Source organism: Paenibacillus sp. NPDC057886 (assembly GCF_042796655.1).
In the GTDB taxonomy this organism is placed as follows: domain Bacteria; phylum Bacillota; class Bacilli; order Paenibacillales; family Paenibacillaceae; genus Paenibacillus.
This window is the reverse complement of sequence record NZ_JBHVMZ010000001.1, coordinates 216,586-233,587: the sequence shown is the minus strand read 5'-3', so window position 1 is coordinate 233,587 and position 17,002 is coordinate 216,586. Positions and strand designations below refer to the sequence as shown.

Below are 17,002 nucleotides of genomic sequence, written 5' to 3'. Positions count from 1 at the left end.
CAACGATAAAAAGAAGATTATCATTGCTTTTTTTAACATTTCCGAAGCACTCTAATTTGAGATGATGTGTGACTCAATAGCCCGCTTTTCTGTACGACAAGCCTGCCTTCCCATAACTCCTTTTCATTCAGAAAAAAAGGGGCCAAGATGGCCCCCAATCCTAGTTCACCTCATTTCTTCTTTGGTTCCTCCCCCTCTGTCCGGGGTTTTACAACCTGATTGGTAGATGCTGCTTCAATATCCCCAAAGGCCCAGTGTGTGGAAGAAACATCCTTCCACTGCGGTTGTGAAACGTTCGTAAGCGGTGCTCTGCCCAAAGCTCTGTTGATAGCTACAACGGCTTCCGCTCTTGTCAGTAAGGCATTCGGTCGAAAAGTTCCATCACTATAACCTTTCAGGATGCCTGCGCTTTGCGCTTTCAAAATGGCTTCCTTGGCCCAGTGGCTGCCGATATCAGAGAATCCATTGCCTGGAGTTCCAGAGTCCGGACCGAGAAGGGCCACAAGACTGGCCATCTCCGCACGAGTCAATGGCTGATTTGGCTTAAACGTGCCATCCTTGTACCCATTCATCAGCCCCATCTTGCTTACCTTGGCAATGGCGTCGGCTCCCCAATATTCAGATTTAACGTCACCGAATGCAACAGCAGATCCCGTGGCTTCTTTCTCAGATACCATGGCGATTATGGTTGCCATCTCTGCACGGGTGAGCTTGTTATCCGGCTTGAACAAACCGCCCGGATATCCTTGAATATACGCCTTATACGGAATATCCTGACCACCCTCCGTTTCTGTTGTCCCGTCAGTAGTTCCAGATTCAGGAGTTGGCGCAGGCACAGAAGGGTCTGAAGGCTGGACGACTGGAGCCGATGGTCCGCCTGGATTGGATGGTCCACCTGGATTCGACGGATTCGTTGGTTCACCGTTTCCGTTTCCAGTAGGGACAGTAAATTTCAGTTGATCGGCCAGCATAAGCTCACCGGATTTTTTCACAACTTTGAGTGTATGCTGGCCTTTCGCCAGTCCTGAGATGCTGTAAATCTCCTGCATCATTTGCCGACTCGGACTGTATGCGTTCACGGTTTGCTTCAGTTGTCCGTCGACATAAATATCCACTTCTCCCTGCTCCGGTCCAGTAGGTGTAATCAAGCTTATTCCGGTGCCCTTGAAGGTGTATTCGAAGAAATCTCCATCCGTCGTTGTAGAATGTACGTCATTGAGATAATCACCGCCGAAGGAAAAACTGAGATTCAACGTTCCCTCAGGCTGGGCAGCAAGATACGTTTTGCTCAGTGTAACGCGGTCGCCATTAAGCGTATAATCAGTCCCTCGTATCAGTTCATTGGAGCCGTTGCTAATTCCCTTAAAGCTTCCCGCCTGGATCAGCAGCGTGACATCAATGTCAGCCTGAGCAGAAGCTAATTTGTCAAAGCTCGCATTCACCGGATTAATCATATTCGGAAGCTCAACCTTGAGCATATCAAGCAGCATGAATCTGCCCGATTTCTTGACGGCCTTCAGCGTGTGCTGCCCATCCGGCAGGCCTGATATGCTGTACAGATTCTGCTGTGCCAATCGTCCGTTGCGATACGCACTGACCGTTTCCTTGAATTGACCGTCCACATAGATATCCATATCTCCCTGTGACTGGTCTACCTCCGTGAACAGCTGGATCCCCGTTCCTCTGAAGGTATATTCAAAAGAATCACCATTCGTCTCGGTATACTGTACATCATCCTTATAGTCGCCCATGCCTCTCCCGGTACTGCGGGACCATGAGCCATTGTATTTAATTGCCGGATCGTCGTTATTGATCATGACATAACGAATGCCCGTTGTATCACTGACTCGAACCGCAAGAGTTTGCGGATCACCAGCGCTGAAAGTGACAATGAAGTCTGTTGTTCCTACAGGCAGTTGGGTGAGATATTCTTTCTTGATGTTCAGTTGGTCATCGACCACCGTGTAGTCGTCTTCACTGAGCATTACTCCGTCATTTTCAATGCCAGTTAATGTATTTCCGTTCAATGTGAGCGTGACTGCAATGTCCTTCTGTTGTTCTGTTGCCTTGTCAAAGTCAGCAGAAGCCGGACTAATGGTGCTGCTCTGTCCTCCTGTAGGAATTTCCCTTGTTACTCTAAGCGCATCCAGCAGCATATACTGGCCCGATTGTTTGACGACTTTCAAGGTATGCGAACCGTTATTCAACCCAGCAGCACTATACAGTACCTGTTGGGCTTCTCGTTCATCATCGGTATAAGCGCTAACCGTTTCAGGCGTTCCATTGTCGAGTGTGACTATCATGTCTCCCTGCTCTTGATCCTTCTCCGTCAGCAGGTCAATGCCTGTTCCGGTAAAGGTATATTCAAAAGAATCGCCGTCGTTCTCAGTAAAATGTACATCTCCCTTGTAATCCCCGAAATTTCTCCCGGAACTCGAACTCCATGAACCCGTGTATTGAATATTGCTGTCATCATCATTAATGTAAACCACATCGGTAACGGCAGCAGCATCCACGGAAGCAGCATTTGCTGCATTTTCTACATTCGCGGTTGGGTCATCCCCAGCTTCCAAGTCAGCTCCTTGCTGCGTATTTATATTCGCTGGACCAGTGCTCGAGGAGTCCGTAATGGCGATGCTCAGATCCTGTCTGCCATCGATTTGCTCCTTGCCTCCGTTCCGCTTCCAATCGCCACTATAGCGCATGCCCGTATCATCATCATTAACGGCCGATGTGCCGCTCAGTGCGGTTACCTTAAGCATTCGGGAAGCATGGGGTTCCAACACACCGCCACTAAATTCCGTATTAAAGGTGCCCAATTCGAAATGGTTCCAGAGATCACGGACCGAAGCCGGACCTTCGAGGCCAATATCACTCCATTTCACTTTGACCTCGGCACTCCGATTGCCCAAATTGAACAGAGCTACGCTGTACGTACCATCTCCGTTATTGGCATACCAAACCTGCTGTTTGGTGTCCATGGAAACCGGATGAGCTGGACGGCCGGCCTGATTGACCGCGATAACTTCGTCATTCGTAAGCAGCTCCAGTCCATAGCTGTCCAGCCTGGTCAGATCATTACCTGTATATAGCGGTGCTGAAGAGATCGCCCAGAACGTGGTAGCGGTCTTCCGCTCGTCCCTGGTCAGACCATCCATTGAGCCATTCCCGACATTCAAGGAATCAAAATCGTTCCAGCCCCCTGGACCTGCATCACGCCACCAGATGGCCGCTATGGGGAATAAACGTGAAATACTCGACCACTCCGTTAAGCCCTTACTGCTGTCATAGGCTTCAACATCCCAATCGATCCTCCAGCCGTTTGCATACTTTTTCCAGAAATCCACGTAATTGTGATCAAGCGCCCAGGAAAGCTCAAACCAGATGTTGTTCCTGTCCAGGGCTTTGGACCATGCCTCCACATCACCGCGTGCATCCCGGCTCAGGTTATTGATTCCTGATCCCGGAGTCACACTGTCGAATTTGACAAAGTTGATACCCCACTCGCCAAGAAGATCGGCGATGGAGTCAATGTACTTCTGTGCGCACGGGTTCGTAAAATCGATTTTGTAAGTGTACGAGTTCCAGGCATCCATAATAACGAGCGGCTTTACCGCAATATCCTGCATACGACATGCCCCGCCCGTCCCATAAACCTCAAGATTTTTATCATAGGCGGTGATTGATAATCCCGGAATCAGATAGATTCCAATCTTCTGTCCGTTATTATGGACATAATCAATGACCTCCTGAAATCCATTTGGATAAAGAACAGTACTCGGAATAGGACGGCCGTATTCATCTTCGTCACCGTTCCAGCCAGCATCAATATTAATGTATTCATATCCATGGGCTTGCAGCTTCTCGCGCATGGCATCCGATTGCTTCTTAATACTCTCTGCCGATGTCCAGTTACCCGCCCCGTCATATACCTGCATGCTGTAACTGCTCCAGCCCATATACGGCTTTTGGGCCAGACTCTTATCTGCTGCTTGTGCCACATTGCCTGTCGTTCCCATAATTCCGAACTGCACTACTGCAATCATGAACACCATAAAATACATTGCCATCCTTTTTCCGATTCGTTTCAAATTATCCCTACCCCCTCTGAATTTGGTCATTCAAATTCCTGTTGATAGCGCTTCCATACGAGAAAAGAATAGTGGATGCACGATTCCCAGGATAGGTACAATTCCGTATTTTACGTACAATTAACCTGAAATAAAGGGGCAAACCGCCGCAAAACAAACATATTTCCAGTAATGGATAAATAAACAAAGATAAACCTCTTCTCTGCTCAAGTTGAAGGAATGGGTTGTGAAGAATCAGGATGAGCGAATATCAAAATCCGAAAACAAATAAAAAAGGTTCCTAGCGTGGCAGTAATGCCATTCTAGGAACCTTTTTATTGTTACATATGATGCGGTCGAGAGGACTCGAACCTCCACGGGGGTTAGCCCACACGGACCTGAACCGTGCGCGTCTGCCAATTCCGCCACGACCGCATATGTTGTATCTCCGAGAAATTATAACGCGGCGACAAAAATTAATATATCATGTTCAGGTAATTAGTGTCAACAAAAAATATATAATTTCGTATTCAATGTCTAATGCTGTATTCATCCAACATTCCATTCACAGCAGAAAACCAAGGCCAACACAGTTAAAAAGCGTGTATTAGCCATGGTTTTGTTTCGAGTTTAAGCATAACTCAAGTTATTGTATATGGGTCTGATCGAATCTGAATCTGAAGAAGAAGCTTTTAAAAAATTATATCTTGGACGGCCAGTTGCCGTACCAAGCATACCCGCCTCTTCTTTCCTTATCGATATCGCTGAGTTTGTATTTCACAACCCCATCACGTCCTACGAAGATCGGTTTATCTGTTCCAATTTCGTAAAAACGTGCCCAAATTGGCGCTGCACCTGAATCAGCTATGAGTTTGCTATCCCCGTCTTCTCTGACATACTTGTATCCTGTAATTTTAACTTTGTTGAACCAGGCCTCTGCTCCTTGAATTGAAGCGGTAATTTTCGAATTCGCCGGTCTTGTTTTCAAAAACTTCACAATCGTACTGCTCTCTCCTGCACTTAGAGAAGGCATTTCATAAATCCTTGCTCCAGCAGGTTTAAGGGAGCTGGAATCATGCTGCTGTCCCCATGCAGTCAGTTTACCGTTCGCTACAACCTGTGTATTGAGAATAACCTCTACACCTTTGGCAACTGATTTTTTACTGCGATCTGCAAGAGAACTGTCGATGAATGAGAAATCTCCTTTACGTGCACCTACTTCATCCAGCATGTACATGACATTAATCATGGCATCGTCGTTGAAGGTAATGTGTTTGTGATAGCCCGAGCTCTGGTATACTTGTGGCCACCCTCCATTGGAGTACTGCATATTCAGCAAAAAGTTGATTCCTTTGACGGCAGCAGCAGAGTAGCGTGGATCATTCGTCTTTTTAAATTCCTTGGCTAATCTTCTAATTTCTGAGTATGTAGCTTTGTTATCAATCGTAGATTTGGCCCACTCACCACTTGTTTCTTTGTAATCCTTCTTCCATCCCCCGTCAGGACGTTGATTCTTCAAAATATCTGCGATACTTGCTGTCGTTCCAGAGGCGTCTGCAGCAGATACCTTAGCAACAGGCTGAAATACCATCCCGACAACAGAGAAAACCATTGTACATGCCATAACCAAAGACGCAAACCTTCTTGTTGCCTTCAACATCGTTTAGAACACTCCCCAATTCATTTTCTGCAAACTGTTTTCCTTGTTTCCCTACCCTCCTTATATTTGCTTTTAAACTCAAACTATTTCTTTTCATCCAATAAGTGGATTGTATAAGCAGAATTCTATGCAAAATAATTAATTTTGTCAATATTTGCAACAATATGTAACAAATTCTTTTGCTTAACCTAAAGCTATCGTCTCATCACATGTGAGAAAACCAATAAATTGTCCAATTTTTCTCCATTTGAAACAGTAGTTACTTTTTTGTCATCTATCAGAACCCAACATTCGAGTTATTTCTACATAAAAAGCGATAATTCCGTTAACATTGAGATGATAAGAAGTGTTCAAGATGGGTTTGACATTTTCGCATTTATGCAATATAGTTTCAAAAGGTTACAAAAACTTAATTATTCATTTGCCGAGTTTCATGTTTGAAAACGGGGGAACCATTTTGGGTGAATTATTCTTATACATAGGAAATATAGGGAACCTTCTACCGAACCCTTAGCTAACTCCGTAGGCATCGAAGGGAGAACAAAAATTTTGAAAAAGCTTATCATCTCCATTTTTGGAGCAGCAGTTCTATTTACATCCGGTGCAGCAAGCACAGAGGCAAGCAGTATTAACACCGTCGTTAACAACATGACAGGCATACCTTACAAATGGGGTGGTACTACACTCGCCGGGTTTGATTGCTCTGGATTTATGAGATATATTTTCAACAAATATAGCATTGAATTACCACGCACTTCCCAGCAACAAGCGAAGTCCGGAACTCCGGTATCCAAAGCTAATCTGCGTACGGGTGACCTGGTATTCTTTAATACGATGGGCAATGGTATTTCACATACAGGTGTATATATCGGGGGCGGACAATTCGCTCATGCTTCAAGCAGCAAGGGTGTAAGCATCACCCAATTATCCAATCCTTACTTCAACGATCGTTACGTAACAGCACGCCGGGTAACAGGACAGTTTATGTATAACAAAATGTTGGGCAAAATATAATTTGAACACGAAAAGGCTTCGGTTATAACCGGAGCCTTTTCTTTGTCTACATTGATTTTCTATAGATGCATAAGCATGAAGTCGTCATCAGGCTGCAATAACATTTTTAATGTAAAGCCTTCTGCACTCTCATTGCACCCTGAGACATCGCATGACCTCCACCCACCGCTCCAGCCACAGCAACCGTCTCCATAATCTCCTGATCGGTCGCTCCTTTGGCACGAGCCTCTTCCACATGGTAGAACGTACATACCTCATTGTTTGCAAACAGTCCAATGCCCAGCGCAATCAGCTGTTTGGTCTTCGCATCCATCGCTCCGGCCTGAAAACATTCTCCAGTGAACTCATGATAAGACTTCACCACAGCTGGCAGCACATCGCTTAATTCACCCATCTGATCTTTATAGGCATGTACCTTATCATTCATCAGTGTCATGGTTACCGCACATCCTCTCGGCTGATATGTTACAAGCTCTCACTGTACCTATTTTTTCTCCCGAGAGGTGCAATTATGCCAATACATCCATGGTAAATGAACCTAAAAACGCATGTACTATTCTTCGAGCGTGCTCTTACGTGGTTCGCTGAACAGCTGATACCGATAATTCCGGTCAAGCTTGACCACACGACGATTCTGGCGGCGAATGAGTACCTGCTCCCCATCCCAGGCTACGACAATGCCCGTCACATCATTGGACTGAATTTCGTCCCGTACCACCCTTACCTTTTCACCCGATAAACGCAGTGCATCCAATTCTGCATCACTGATCATATTCATGGCGCCTACTTTCTCCAAAAAATTATTTACAAAAAGAGACCTAAATGATAAGTCATTTAGGTCTCACGTGACTGTATTGGACTGTCATGTCATTCGAAAGTATGTCCCGACTGAAAGTTACCGCTGCGCGTGCTCTTTGCTGTCGTTCTTCTCAAACCAAAAATCAAGCACTTTGGCGGACATCACACGTTCTTCAAGGTACTCCACTTGATGCGGTGTAAATTGTTCTTTCCAAGAGAAGGACAACTCTTCGCACAAGCCTACAATCGTCAGCAATTCTGACCAGGCAACGTAGCGTTTGTACCAGAAAAATTGAGGATGTTCAATCATATAGGGATAAAGGTCATCGAATTCCGTATGTTTACAATCCAGGGCACGCTCAAAATGTACTTTCGATTCCGCCAGCTTATCAATAAAAAATTGTTCTGTTGCCGGTTGGTTACCCATGGTGTTGCCTCCTCTCCCTAACATAACCCCATTATAAATGAAATCAGCGGTCATGCAAAGGCATTGTTATAAAATTAGGCACTTTTTCCTTTAAAAAGTCACAATTCGTTATCGTCAAATTGCACGGTGCCATCGTTCAGTGAACGAATGCGCACCAATGCTTCAACCGGGATTCCCTGCTCACGAATGGTACGCGCTCCGGCCTGAAAACATTTTTCGACCACGACACCGAATCCAACCAGTTCCGCACCCGAACGTTCGATAATTTTGATGACACCACGAGCGGCATCGCCATTCGCAATGATATCGTCAATAAACAAAATACGGTCATTCTCATGAATATATTCACGGGATACCATTATATCCGTCACGATCCCTTTGGTAAAAGATGGAACCCTTTCACAGTAAGCGTCGGGATCAGCCAAAAGTGTTTTTTTGCGACGGGCAAATACCAGTGGGACACCCAGTTCATGTGCGGCAGCAAAGGCGACCGGAATCCCGGAAGACTCCACTGTGATGACCCGAGTTACACCACTTTCACGGAAACGAGCGGCAAATTCACGTCCCATTTCCATCGTCAATGCAGGATCAATCTGGTGATTCAGCAAACCATCCAGCTTCAGCACCTGATCTGACATGACTACACCTTCTTGTAAAATTCGTTGTTTCAATACTTCCATAATTTGACCTCCCAAGCCTATCCTATGACGTAAAAGTATCATAGATCCGGCTATCAGTTCAAGCGAAATTGCCTTTGCTCTTGTCCAGAGCATATAAATGACCCTATGTCATACTTCAATTGTCATGACTTTGGTGGGTCAAGCATACCTTGTACCATGGCACCCGCATGTCCAAACTATTCAGGGGCCTGAGAGGGGAAACGCATGAAACAGGCATTTCGGGTGCTGCAGATCGCATTTACATACATTGGAACGGTAGTAGGAGCCGGCTTTGCAACAGGACAGGAGATATTGCAGTTTTTTACCCAGTATGGCAAATGGGCCACCATTACCATCGGCTTATCGACCATGCTCTTTGTCTGGTTAGGTACAAAAATGATGCTGATTGCCCATGATACCGGCTCGCGCTCTTATGAAGATCTTAACAAGCATCTATTCGGTCATAAAGCAGGAAACTGGATTACCTGGGTTACCCTTGTGATTCTCATCGGAGTAAACAGTGTTATGCTGGCTGGAGCAGGGTCGGTCTTTGTAGAGCATCTGGGGCTTCACTATCAGACCGGTCTGATTGTTACGCTTATCGGTACATATCTGCTGCTTGGACGAGGTATTCAGGCCATTCTGCAAATGAACAGTATCGTGGTGCCCATGATGCTCCTGCTCTCTCTGCTTATGATTACCAGCACCATACATCATCCCGGCGCAAACCGATTTATTACATTAACCACCGACAGTAATCCAATCAAGGTCTGGTTATCTCCACTATTGTATACTTCATTCAACCTGGCACTTGCCCAAGCTGTACTCGTTCCGGTGGGGAATCAGATTCGCAGCCGAAAGGTACTGAAATGGGGCGGTGTTCTGGGCGGGATTGGTGTAGGATTTATGCTTATGGCAGCCCATTTCGCCATGTCGGCCCAGATGCCTGGCATCACACAATTTGAAATTCCAATGGGCAGCATTGCCTTTCAACTTGGATGGGTAGTCCAGTCTATCTATGTATCCCTGATTTTCATGGAAATCTTCAGTACGTTTGTAGCCGATATTTATGGAATGACCCTCCAACTTAGACAGCATGTCCAAGTACATCCCAAACTAATCATACTGACCATCATGCTGCTATGTTATTCCCTCAGCCAGTTTGGATTTAGTTCCCTGCTCTCTATCCTTTACCCCATTTTCGGCAGTTTGGCACTGATCTGGGGTGCAAAATTAGTATTGGATCGATGGGGAAGCTTTCGCGGACGTAACAAACACCTATAACAACGTATCTTTTAGTTGCGAAACATCATATCCCTAAACATAAAAAAGCCGCTGTTCACACAGCGGCTTCCTTCTTTTCCCTTCCAGAAGTTAGAACTGGCTCGGAAATTGCAAATACATTTTTTTCAGTTCATTGACCGATCTGCCCAAAGAGTAATGGGTTTTGGCCTTCTCACATGCCGAACGGGCGAGCTCATAACGGTACGCCGGGTCAACCATCACCTTCTCCAGCGCTTCTGCCAGTGCAGACGGATCTTCTGAAGGCACCAGCAAGCCGTTACTGCCGTTCTCGATCTGCTCTGGTATGCCGCCAACGTCTGTACCTACAAGGGCAAGACAGCTAAGCGCTGCTTCCGCGAAAACAGATCCGAACGCCTCCGCCCGCGAAGGAAGTACAAAGATATCAAAAAATGGCATGAATTCCTCAGGGTGCAGCGTGTAACCATAAAAAATAGTCTCATTATAAATGCCCAGCCGCTGCGCTAATTCTTCCAAGTCTGGACGGATCGGTCCGTCCCCAATAATATGAAGCACATAATCATGTCCCCGCGCTTTCAGTTCGGCACAGGCTTTGAACAGAATGTCCAGCCCTTTCGCCGGAACCAGACGGCATACGGTGACCAGCTGTGGTATCGCATTCTCATGGGGAATTGGCTTAAACCTTTTCTCATCAAAACCATTCGGAATGACACCGATGACATCGGGATGTTGCACATAAGGCGCCAGATAACGACGGAAAGAATCCGATACCGTTAACAACCGCTCTGCCTGATGCTCCAGTTCACCATAGATGGCCAGCAGAAATTGATGCTCCGGTCCGTTCGGCTCAATGCGTCCATTCAGAATCAGCTCTCGCTCATAACTGGAGTGGACCGTTTGAATGAGAGGAACATCCGGGAAAACATTCTTCATTGCAAGCCCCGCAATAGGGTGATGGGCATGAATCAGATCGTAAGGCTTCTGAATACGCAGCTTGGTCCACCACAAATAATCCCGGTACGTTTGCATATATTTTTGCACGATAGGACTATCCTGATACTGAGTCCAATCGAACGTCTCGAACTGGATATCTTCTCTGCCCTTGTTGCGAATTCGCTTAGGCAGCGAGAACAGATCCATCTCCCACCTCGGGGTTGTAAACCTCTCTTGCATATACGGAATCATAGAGGATACACCTCCGGGCTGCTCCGGAGGAAAGAAAAGCGCCTGCAGCAATCTCACCGTTAGTTTCCCCCTTTCTAGCATAAGTCTTTTCATTGCATCTTCAATCATGATATATCAGAACATATGTTCAGTAAAGCAACAAAATGAGATTTCTTATCACTCGGTCATTTACCGCTGAATAATAGAATTCATTTCAATATCAATTGTACCATGTTGGTTCTGACGCTGACGACATTACGAATATTGTTAGGTACTGGGGGCAACTCCACCGTAAATAATCGCTCTCCTGCTGCCTTTATTCTCCTATACGTTCATCATTTTCATCTTGTTTGAGCATAAGCCCTCACACCGGAGTCGTATATACAACATATTCAGAAGATGCTCGGCTAAGAAGCAGATGCATGAATGGAAAGTTAAGCCTCTTTTGCCGACATGCAAATGAAAGCCGGTGAGCAATGGTAGCTCCCGGCTTTTTGAATGTACTTCATGTGTTGAACATAACGTTATACAGACAGGTACGTGACCGCCTTCTCGTACGTACTGAAGCCGTCTGTCTCTCCCACAAAGGTATAGTCGTTACGCGCATAGAATGCGTTCAATGTGGCATTGTCCACTCCGCAATCCAATCGGACGATATGTTTATCCTCAAACTGTATCCCGCTGCTGGACCAATGCAAAATCGCCCGCCCTAGTCCACTCTGGGCATACTTTCTGCGAATGGCTAATCGGTGCAGATAAAGTGCGCCATCCCCCGCATGTGCTTTGCTTCCCCACAAATGCACATCCCATGCACTTGGCTGGGTCATCAAAATAACCATGCCAGCTACGTCAGTGCCCTTCTTAAATACAAATACGTCGCCACGCTGAATGGCCTCCGCCGTATTATGAGAATCCTCACCTTTTAACAAAGCATTCCATTGAGAAGACCCCTGGCTCCGCAGCCATTCGGCCGTTTCCATAAGCAGAGACATCACATCTTCCGTGTCTTCCGGCTGAGCCTGCAACGCCTTAAATTCATCATTAATGTAGTCTGTTGTGATACTGAATGAGTGCTTCATGATTCTCCTCCACTTCCAGGTCTCTCTTAAACTAATGGTACTATACCGGGAAATAGCTTTTTCGTCAAAAAAGAAAACAAAAAAAGGCAAGAGGCTACGCCTCTCACCCTTCTATCTTCGCTTCATCAATAATTTGATTTCGGTATAACATCGTGAGATGTAGTGTATCAAATTCAAACTCTTTGTCCAGCTCCCGCATCAGAACTTCAACCAGATTCTTTCGCTGAGCACTTGTGCCAGGAACCTGATAATCCATATAACCTGACAAATCCGCTTGTGAGGTATCAATCGTTGCTGTACCTACAGGCAACCCTCCACGTTCTTGTAGAAACAGTTCATATACCCGAAACTCCCGATCTTTGCGTACCAACATGACATAACAGGCTTCTTCAGCAGCTTCAATCTCTTCGAGATCTTCTTCGGACTCTATCTCATCCTCATCCGCAAAATCCCGGTGCACCCATTCCGCCGATTCCAGCTCCTGCCCTTGATGCCACATGCGAATCGTAATCGTATCGATAATTTCTTCATCCAACTCTCGTACCAGCAGCTCGGCAGCCGCATCCTGATAACTCTCTGCCGGTTCATCATACCAATGGATCTCACCCTGTACATCAGCACCATATTGTTTCAGAGAGGCTTCAGCCAGTTCCTGCCCATTGGCGTCATTAAATACATAGGTGGATATGCTGCGTCCGGCACTTACCAGCTCCATCTCCAGCAGATGTTCCGGGTCTTCATATGTAAATGACTCGGCTTGTGAGCCGGGAATGACATGTACTTCATTTACACCAGCCCGATCATTCTGTCCATCGTGATGATACGTATCTTCAGACTGCGACGACTGAATTAACGCATCCGTTTGAGACTCTGACTTCTGTAACACAGAGTACAGTGTACCGCAGCTCACAAGCACTTCATATTCAGCAGCACTTACCGCATCCGCGAGAGAACGAATATATTCGTGCACCTGCTCCACAATATATTGTTCTGTCTCGTCAGGTAGCGAATCCTGCTCAATTTGAAGGCTGCCGGATACCCGATCCCCTTCTCTGAACACAAGCAGCAGCGAACCCACATATTGACCCTCAACCATAATATCCTGCACTTCGCCACCTGATGTACGAAGATCAGGAATCAGCTCTATTTTCAGTTCCATGTACCTGTCCCCCTCAGTTTCCTAACGTTATTCTGTTAGGTTACCCTTGAGAGCGACAGTTTATAAGATACAGCGTCTATTTAGATTTAAGAGTGCACTGTTAGACGGACAACACATATTTTTGGATAGCGTGGGCCACACCCTGATCGTTGTTCGAAAGTGTCACCTCATCCGCAGCAGCCTTGACTTCCTCCGGGGAATTGTCCATCGCAATCCCTTTGCCTGCAAAGGTCAACATTGTGATGTCATTGTAGTAGTTACCTACCGCCATGATCTCGGAAGGCAGGATGCCTTTTGCTTCGGCCAGTCTTTTTAGAGCTGCACCTTTGGAGGCTTCGGGGTGCATCAGATCAATGAAAAAATCACCGCTACGCGTCATATAATATGGAAGATTCCAGGTCGACCACTCCTGTTGCACCGCATTCATCTGCTCGATTGGTCCAAACGCAGTGAATTTCGCAAGCGGCTCTGTCATATCAGCCCATTGTGGCAGCTTTAAAGGCTCTGCCATGAAGTTTTGATACATCTCGCGTACCTGCAACTCCAAACCTTCTGGCTGATCCACATAGAGTCCAAACGCCGTGTTGATATCAAAATGTACACCTTGCGTACGGCAGTAGGATATGAAAGGCTCCAGTCCCTGTCCATCCATGGCAAAATGGTGCACTACTTCACGAGTCTGGACCTGTGCTGTTACCGCCCCATTATGTGTAATGACATATCCGTCAAGTCCCATCTGCTCCATAAACGGGATCGTGTTCGCAGGACCTCTGCCTGAACACAGGACAATCTCAGCTCCCTGACGGGAAGCACGAATTAAGGTCTCTTGCGTCATTTCGGTGAGTTCATGATGATCATTAAGTAACGTTCCATCGACATCCAGTGCGATTAATTTAATTGTCATTGTCTTCATTCCTTATCTGTAAAAGAGTCGCACCCACCCAAAACCTCCCTTCCGAGGGAGGGCCCCAGAGGGCTCTGCCCTCTGGACTCCCGTCTCGTTTACCGGCGGCGGTTTGGATCTTGCTATGTGACGGGTGGCGTGGGAGCGCTTGGTTGCCGGGTCTTCTGCTTGACAGCGGCGGTCCCGCCCAAGCTCAAGCGGGACCATTACGGGCAGGGCTTCGCCCCCCTGCCCAGGCTCCCTGCTCCGCTCTGCGAAGGACGGGAGCTGTTGCGCCTTTGGCGCGGAGGGCAGTGCTTCGCCTCCTGCCCGGCTCCCTTCTCTGCCCCGAGCGAAGGGCGGGAGCTGTTACTTCCGCAGACGATCTAACTCATCTGCGGTTAATTCGCGATAACTGCCCATTTCCAGATTGGCATCCAGCTCCAGGTCACCCATGGCAACACGTTTCAGATAAACCACACGTTTGCCTACAGCCTGGAACATTCTTTTCACCTGGTGGAATTTTCCTTCATGAATGATCAATGAAACGGAAGAGAATACGCCTTCTTCCGTTTCCTCACGGTGAAGCACAGTCAGTTCCGCAGGCAACGTCTCATATCCGTCATCCAGTTGAATGCCTGATTTGAATCGTTCGATATCTTCTTCATCAACGTTTCCCAGCACACGAGCTTCATACGTCTTGGGCACATGTTTACGCGGGGATAACAGATCATGGGCAAGTGGCCCATCATTAGTAAGAATGAGCAGACCCTCGGTATCTTTGTCGAGCCGTCCCACAGGGAACGGATCGAAGACACGCTCCTCTTTACGTAGCAGATCAATCACCGTTTTATCCCGATTATCTTCGGTTGCCGACACCACCCCAGGTGGTTTGTGCAGCATCAGGTAGATCATTTCCCGATACACGATCCGCTCTCCGTCAGCTTCAATTACGTTTACGTCTGGATTAACCTGCACACCGCTGTCTTTTACCGGTTTCCCGTCCACACGGATTCTGCCCTGTTTTACCATCTTTTTGAGCTCACTTCGAGACCCCACGCCCATATGACTCAATATTTTATCCAGTCGCATCGTTTGTTTGCCTTTTCCACTCATACCGATGTCCACCTCCAGCCTGCCGGATATTCATTTTTCAGTACACCATCCAGCCATTTCCCCCAGCCAGCCGCAAAACCGTCCACACACACCAACACGAAACCTTTGGCCGCCGTATCTGCTTGACGTTCAACTCGTGCCTCTTCGATGTTCAACGTCTCTCCTTTGAGATACCTGACTGCTTCACCATCTGCCGAAGATAAATTAACGGATCTCTGGGCTTCAGCTGCATTCAGAGCACATGCAAGTGGATGAGAGGGCACAAATCGCCCATTCTTCACGGTACCCATAAACCATCCCGGTCGTATAACCTTGAGCCCTTCCAGACGGGCAGCACCCACAGAAGATTGATATACCCGATCGCCGTAATATACCGTTTCTCCAGCAAGCTCAATTTCCAAATTTTCTTGTAAAAATTTCGCATACACCGTTCCTGGATCGACACTCGCCTGATCGGCTCCTCGTCCCTGACTCCGTTCGTTTTTGCGACCACCACGTTCGTTTCCTTTGCCCTGTTTTCCCTGAGCCTTGCCGCCACGGGTATGCCTGTCATTGTGTTCTCTGGATTCGGTTCTCATTAGACGTTCCCGTTTCCGCTCTTCTTTACTGATTGGTGCAGATGCACGGATAGATTGCTCTATCGAGTCAGTTGGTTCCGAGAAGTCTGCGCCCACTGCCTGTCCAGTCTGTAATCCGCTACCCTGTTCTTGACTTCCGTCTTCTTCTACAAGAGATTCCGCACGATGCTGCAATACAGCAACATAATGTCCCTCCCCCTCCAACAGGTGAGGCCACAACCTTGCAGTGCCACGCGTTTGGTTCAGCACAGATTCCGTCTCTTCTGCTTTTTCGGGCAACATCTGACGCACCCATTCCGGTCGTCCTGGAGCAAATCCTGCACTTTCCGGAATGTCATTCACCACAAAATCAGGATTGATGTTCAGAAATTCCGCTATCATCGCTTCATTTTCCTCTGGCGCAAACGTACATGTGGAATATACGATGGTTCCCCCTGGAGCAAGCAGCTTGGCCGCAGTCTCCAGAATATCGCGCTGCATCAACACACATTTTTCCACCGAATGATTTTCCCAGGATTTCACCATGTCCTCATCTTTGCGGAACATGCCCTCACCAGAGCAAGGCGCGTCGATTAAAACTTTGTCAAAATAATGAGGAAATGCATTCGCAATCCGTTCTGGTGATTCATTCAATACAACAGCATTGCGTACCCCATACAATTCCACGTTTTTGGCCAGCGCTTTCGTACGTTCCGCATGGATGTCGTTCGTAACGAGTACACCCTTGCCCTGCAGCTTGGCTGCGATCTGGGTTGTTTTCCCGCCAGGAGCAGCACATAGATCCAGCACCCGTTCCCCAGGCTTCACATTCAATAATTCAACTGGGGCCATGGCGCTTGGTTCCTGAATATAATACAAGCCCGCATGATAATAAGGATGTAACCCCGGCTTAACCCCGTGAGGCACATAAAAACCCGTTCCGCACCACGGAATGGGTCGCATATCAAATGGAGCAATTTCCTTGAATTGTTCCAGCGATATTTTCAACGTATTCACTCTCAGCCCCGCATGTGGCGACTGCTCATAAGATTTCATAAATTGTTCAAATTCATCGCCTAACAAGCTTTTCATTCGCTCAGCAAATATCGAAGGCAGCTGTACAGCCATAATCCCACTCATCCTGTCTTGTTAA

The 17,002-nt window shown here is 47.0% G+C and carries 14 protein-coding genes, 1 tRNA gene and 1 riboswitch; of the genes, 2 read left to right on the top strand and 13 right to left on the bottom strand.

The features are described 5' to 3' along the window. Nucleotides 1-170: 170 nt before the first annotated feature. The 3 genes from ACFVQB_RS01135 to pelA form a co-directional block, all read right to left on the bottom strand. Entirely contained in the window at nt 171-4,091 is a 3,921-nt protein-coding gene (locus tag ACFVQB_RS01135) for a X2-like carbohydrate binding domain-containing protein (RefSeq protein ID WP_379434564.1), read from the bottom strand. A gap of 330 nt (nt 4,092-4,421) precedes the next feature. Beyond that, a tRNA-Leu gene (locus ACFVQB_RS01130) sits at nt 4,422-4,505 on the bottom strand. A 265-nt stretch (nt 4,506-4,770) separates the two neighbouring features. Beyond that, entirely contained in the window at nt 4,771-5,730 is a 960-nt protein-coding gene (gene pelA, locus ACFVQB_RS01125; RefSeq protein ID WP_379434562.1) for a pectate lyase, read from the bottom strand. A 412-nt stretch (nt 5,731-6,142) separates the two neighbouring features. After that, a riboswitch (cyclic di-AMP (ydaO/yuaA leader) is annotated at nt 6,143-6,274 on the top strand. A 5-nt stretch (nt 6,275-6,279) separates the two neighbouring features. Between pelA and ACFVQB_RS01120 the strand changes: the two genes are divergently transcribed. After that, the gene (locus tag ACFVQB_RS01120) at nt 6,280-6,744 is read left to right on the top strand and encodes a C40 family peptidase (protein WP_379434560.1); all 465 of its coding nucleotides are present in this window, start codon (nt 6,280-6,282) and stop codon (nt 6,742-6,744) included. A gap of 106 nt (nt 6,745-6,850) precedes the next feature. Here ACFVQB_RS01120 and ACFVQB_RS01115 read toward each other — a convergent pair whose 3' ends face one another. The 4 genes from ACFVQB_RS01115 to ACFVQB_RS01100 form a co-directional block, all read right to left on the bottom strand. Continuing rightward, nucleotides 6,851-7,180, bottom strand: coding sequence for a carboxymuconolactone decarboxylase family protein (locus tag ACFVQB_RS01115; protein WP_379434558.1), 330 nt, complete (start codon nt 7,178-7,180; stop codon nt 6,851-6,853). A 117-nt stretch (nt 7,181-7,297) separates the two neighbouring features. Next, a complete protein-coding gene (locus ACFVQB_RS01110; RefSeq protein ID WP_379436228.1) occupies nt 7,298-7,516 on the bottom strand; it encodes a hypothetical protein in 219 nt (72 codons plus the stop codon). Between the two features lie 123 nt (nt 7,517-7,639). Next, nucleotides 7,640-7,969 (bottom strand): hypothetical protein, encoded by a 330-nt coding sequence (locus ACFVQB_RS01105; protein WP_024629266.1) that lies wholly within the window; start codon nt 7,967-7,969, stop codon nt 7,640-7,642. A 98-nt stretch (nt 7,970-8,067) separates the two neighbouring features. Beyond that, nucleotides 8,068-8,649: a xanthine phosphoribosyltransferase gene (locus tag ACFVQB_RS01100; protein ID WP_063564778.1), complete on the bottom strand. Its 582-nt coding sequence runs from the start codon at nt 8,647-8,649 to the stop codon at nt 8,068-8,070. A 204-nt stretch (nt 8,650-8,853) separates the two neighbouring features. Here ACFVQB_RS01100 and ACFVQB_RS01095 point away from each other — a divergent pair, with 204 nt between their 5' ends. Further along, nucleotides 8,854-9,912 (top strand): YkvI family membrane protein, encoded by a 1,059-nt coding sequence (locus ACFVQB_RS01095; protein WP_379434557.1) that lies wholly within the window; start codon nt 8,854-8,856, stop codon nt 9,910-9,912. A gap of 90 nt (nt 9,913-10,002) precedes the next feature. On the opposite strand, the gene ACFVQB_RS01090 is transcribed toward ACFVQB_RS01095, so the two are convergent. The 6 genes from ACFVQB_RS01090 to ACFVQB_RS01065 all read right to left on the bottom strand — a co-directional run bounded on the left by ACFVQB_RS01090 (nt 10,003) and on the right by ACFVQB_RS01065 (nt 16,977). Beyond that, nucleotides 10,003-11,133, bottom strand: a complete 1,131-nt coding sequence (locus tag ACFVQB_RS01090) for a glycosyltransferase family 4 protein (protein WP_379434555.1) — start codon at nt 11,131-11,133, stop codon at nt 10,003-10,005. 446 nt (nt 11,134-11,579) lie between these two features. Beyond that, nucleotides 11,580-12,134: a GNAT family N-acetyltransferase gene (locus ACFVQB_RS01085; protein WP_379434553.1), complete on the bottom strand. Its 555-nt coding sequence runs from the start codon at nt 12,132-12,134 to the stop codon at nt 11,580-11,582. A gap of 103 nt (nt 12,135-12,237) precedes the next feature. Beyond that, nucleotides 12,238-13,293, bottom strand: coding sequence for a hypothetical protein (locus ACFVQB_RS01080; protein ID WP_379434552.1), 1,056 nt, complete (start codon nt 13,291-13,293; stop codon nt 12,238-12,240). Between the two features lie 100 nt (nt 13,294-13,393). Beyond that, nucleotides 13,394-14,197: a Cof-type HAD-IIB family hydrolase gene (locus ACFVQB_RS01075; protein WP_379434550.1), complete on the bottom strand. Its 804-nt coding sequence runs from the start codon at nt 14,195-14,197 to the stop codon at nt 13,394-13,396. 348 nt (nt 14,198-14,545) lie between these two features. Next, nucleotides 14,546-15,292, bottom strand: a complete 747-nt coding sequence (locus ACFVQB_RS01070; RefSeq protein ID WP_379434548.1) for a pseudouridine synthase — start codon at nt 15,290-15,292, stop codon at nt 14,546-14,548. Beyond that, nucleotides 15,289-16,977, bottom strand: a complete 1,689-nt coding sequence (locus ACFVQB_RS01065) for an RsmB/NOP family class I SAM-dependent RNA methyltransferase (RefSeq protein ID WP_379434545.1) — start codon at nt 16,975-16,977, stop codon at nt 15,289-15,291. Before ACFVQB_RS01065 ends, ACFVQB_RS01070 begins: the two co-directional genes overlap by 4 nt. Nucleotides 16,978-17,002: the final 25 nt, after the last annotated feature.

Bases quoted from the DNA above. Each gene is read 5' to 3' on its own strand.
- pelA (WP_379434562.1), bottom strand. From the start codon at position 5,730: ATGTTGAAGGCAACAAGAAGGTTTGCGTCTTTGGTTATGGCATGTACA.
- ACFVQB_RS01115 (WP_379434558.1), bottom strand. From the start codon at position 7,180: ATGACACTGATGAATGATAAGGTACATGCCTATAAAGATCAGATGGGT.
- ACFVQB_RS01110 (WP_379436228.1), bottom strand. From the start codon at position 7,516: ATGATCAGTGATGCAGAATTGGATGCACTGCGTTTATCGGGTGAAAAG.
- ACFVQB_RS01105 (WP_024629266.1), bottom strand. From the start codon at position 7,969: ATGGGTAACCAACCGGCAACAGAACAATTTTTTATTGATAAGCTGGCG.
- ACFVQB_RS01100 (WP_063564778.1), bottom strand. From the start codon at position 8,649: ATGGAAGTATTGAAACAACGAATTTTACAAGAAGGTGTAGTCATGTCA.
- ACFVQB_RS01095 (WP_379434557.1), top strand. From the start codon at position 8,854: ATGAAACAGGCATTTCGGGTGCTGCAGATCGCATTTACATACATTGGA.
- ACFVQB_RS01085 (WP_379434553.1), bottom strand. From the start codon at position 12,134: ATGAAGCACTCATTCAGTATCACAACAGACTACATTAATGATGAATTT.
- ACFVQB_RS01080 (WP_379434552.1), bottom strand. From the start codon at position 13,293: ATGGAACTGAAAATAGAGCTGATTCCTGATCTTCGTACATCAGGTGGC.
- ACFVQB_RS01075 (WP_379434550.1), bottom strand. From the start codon at position 14,197: ATGACAATTAAATTAATCGCACTGGATGTCGATGGAACGTTACTTAAT.
- ACFVQB_RS01070 (WP_379434548.1), bottom strand. From the start codon at position 15,292: ATGAGTGGAAAAGGCAAACAAACGATGCGACTGGATAAAATATTGAGT.
- ACFVQB_RS01065 (WP_379434545.1), bottom strand. From the start codon at position 16,977: ATGGCTGTACAGCTGCCTTCGATATTTGCTGAGCGAATGAAAAGCTTG.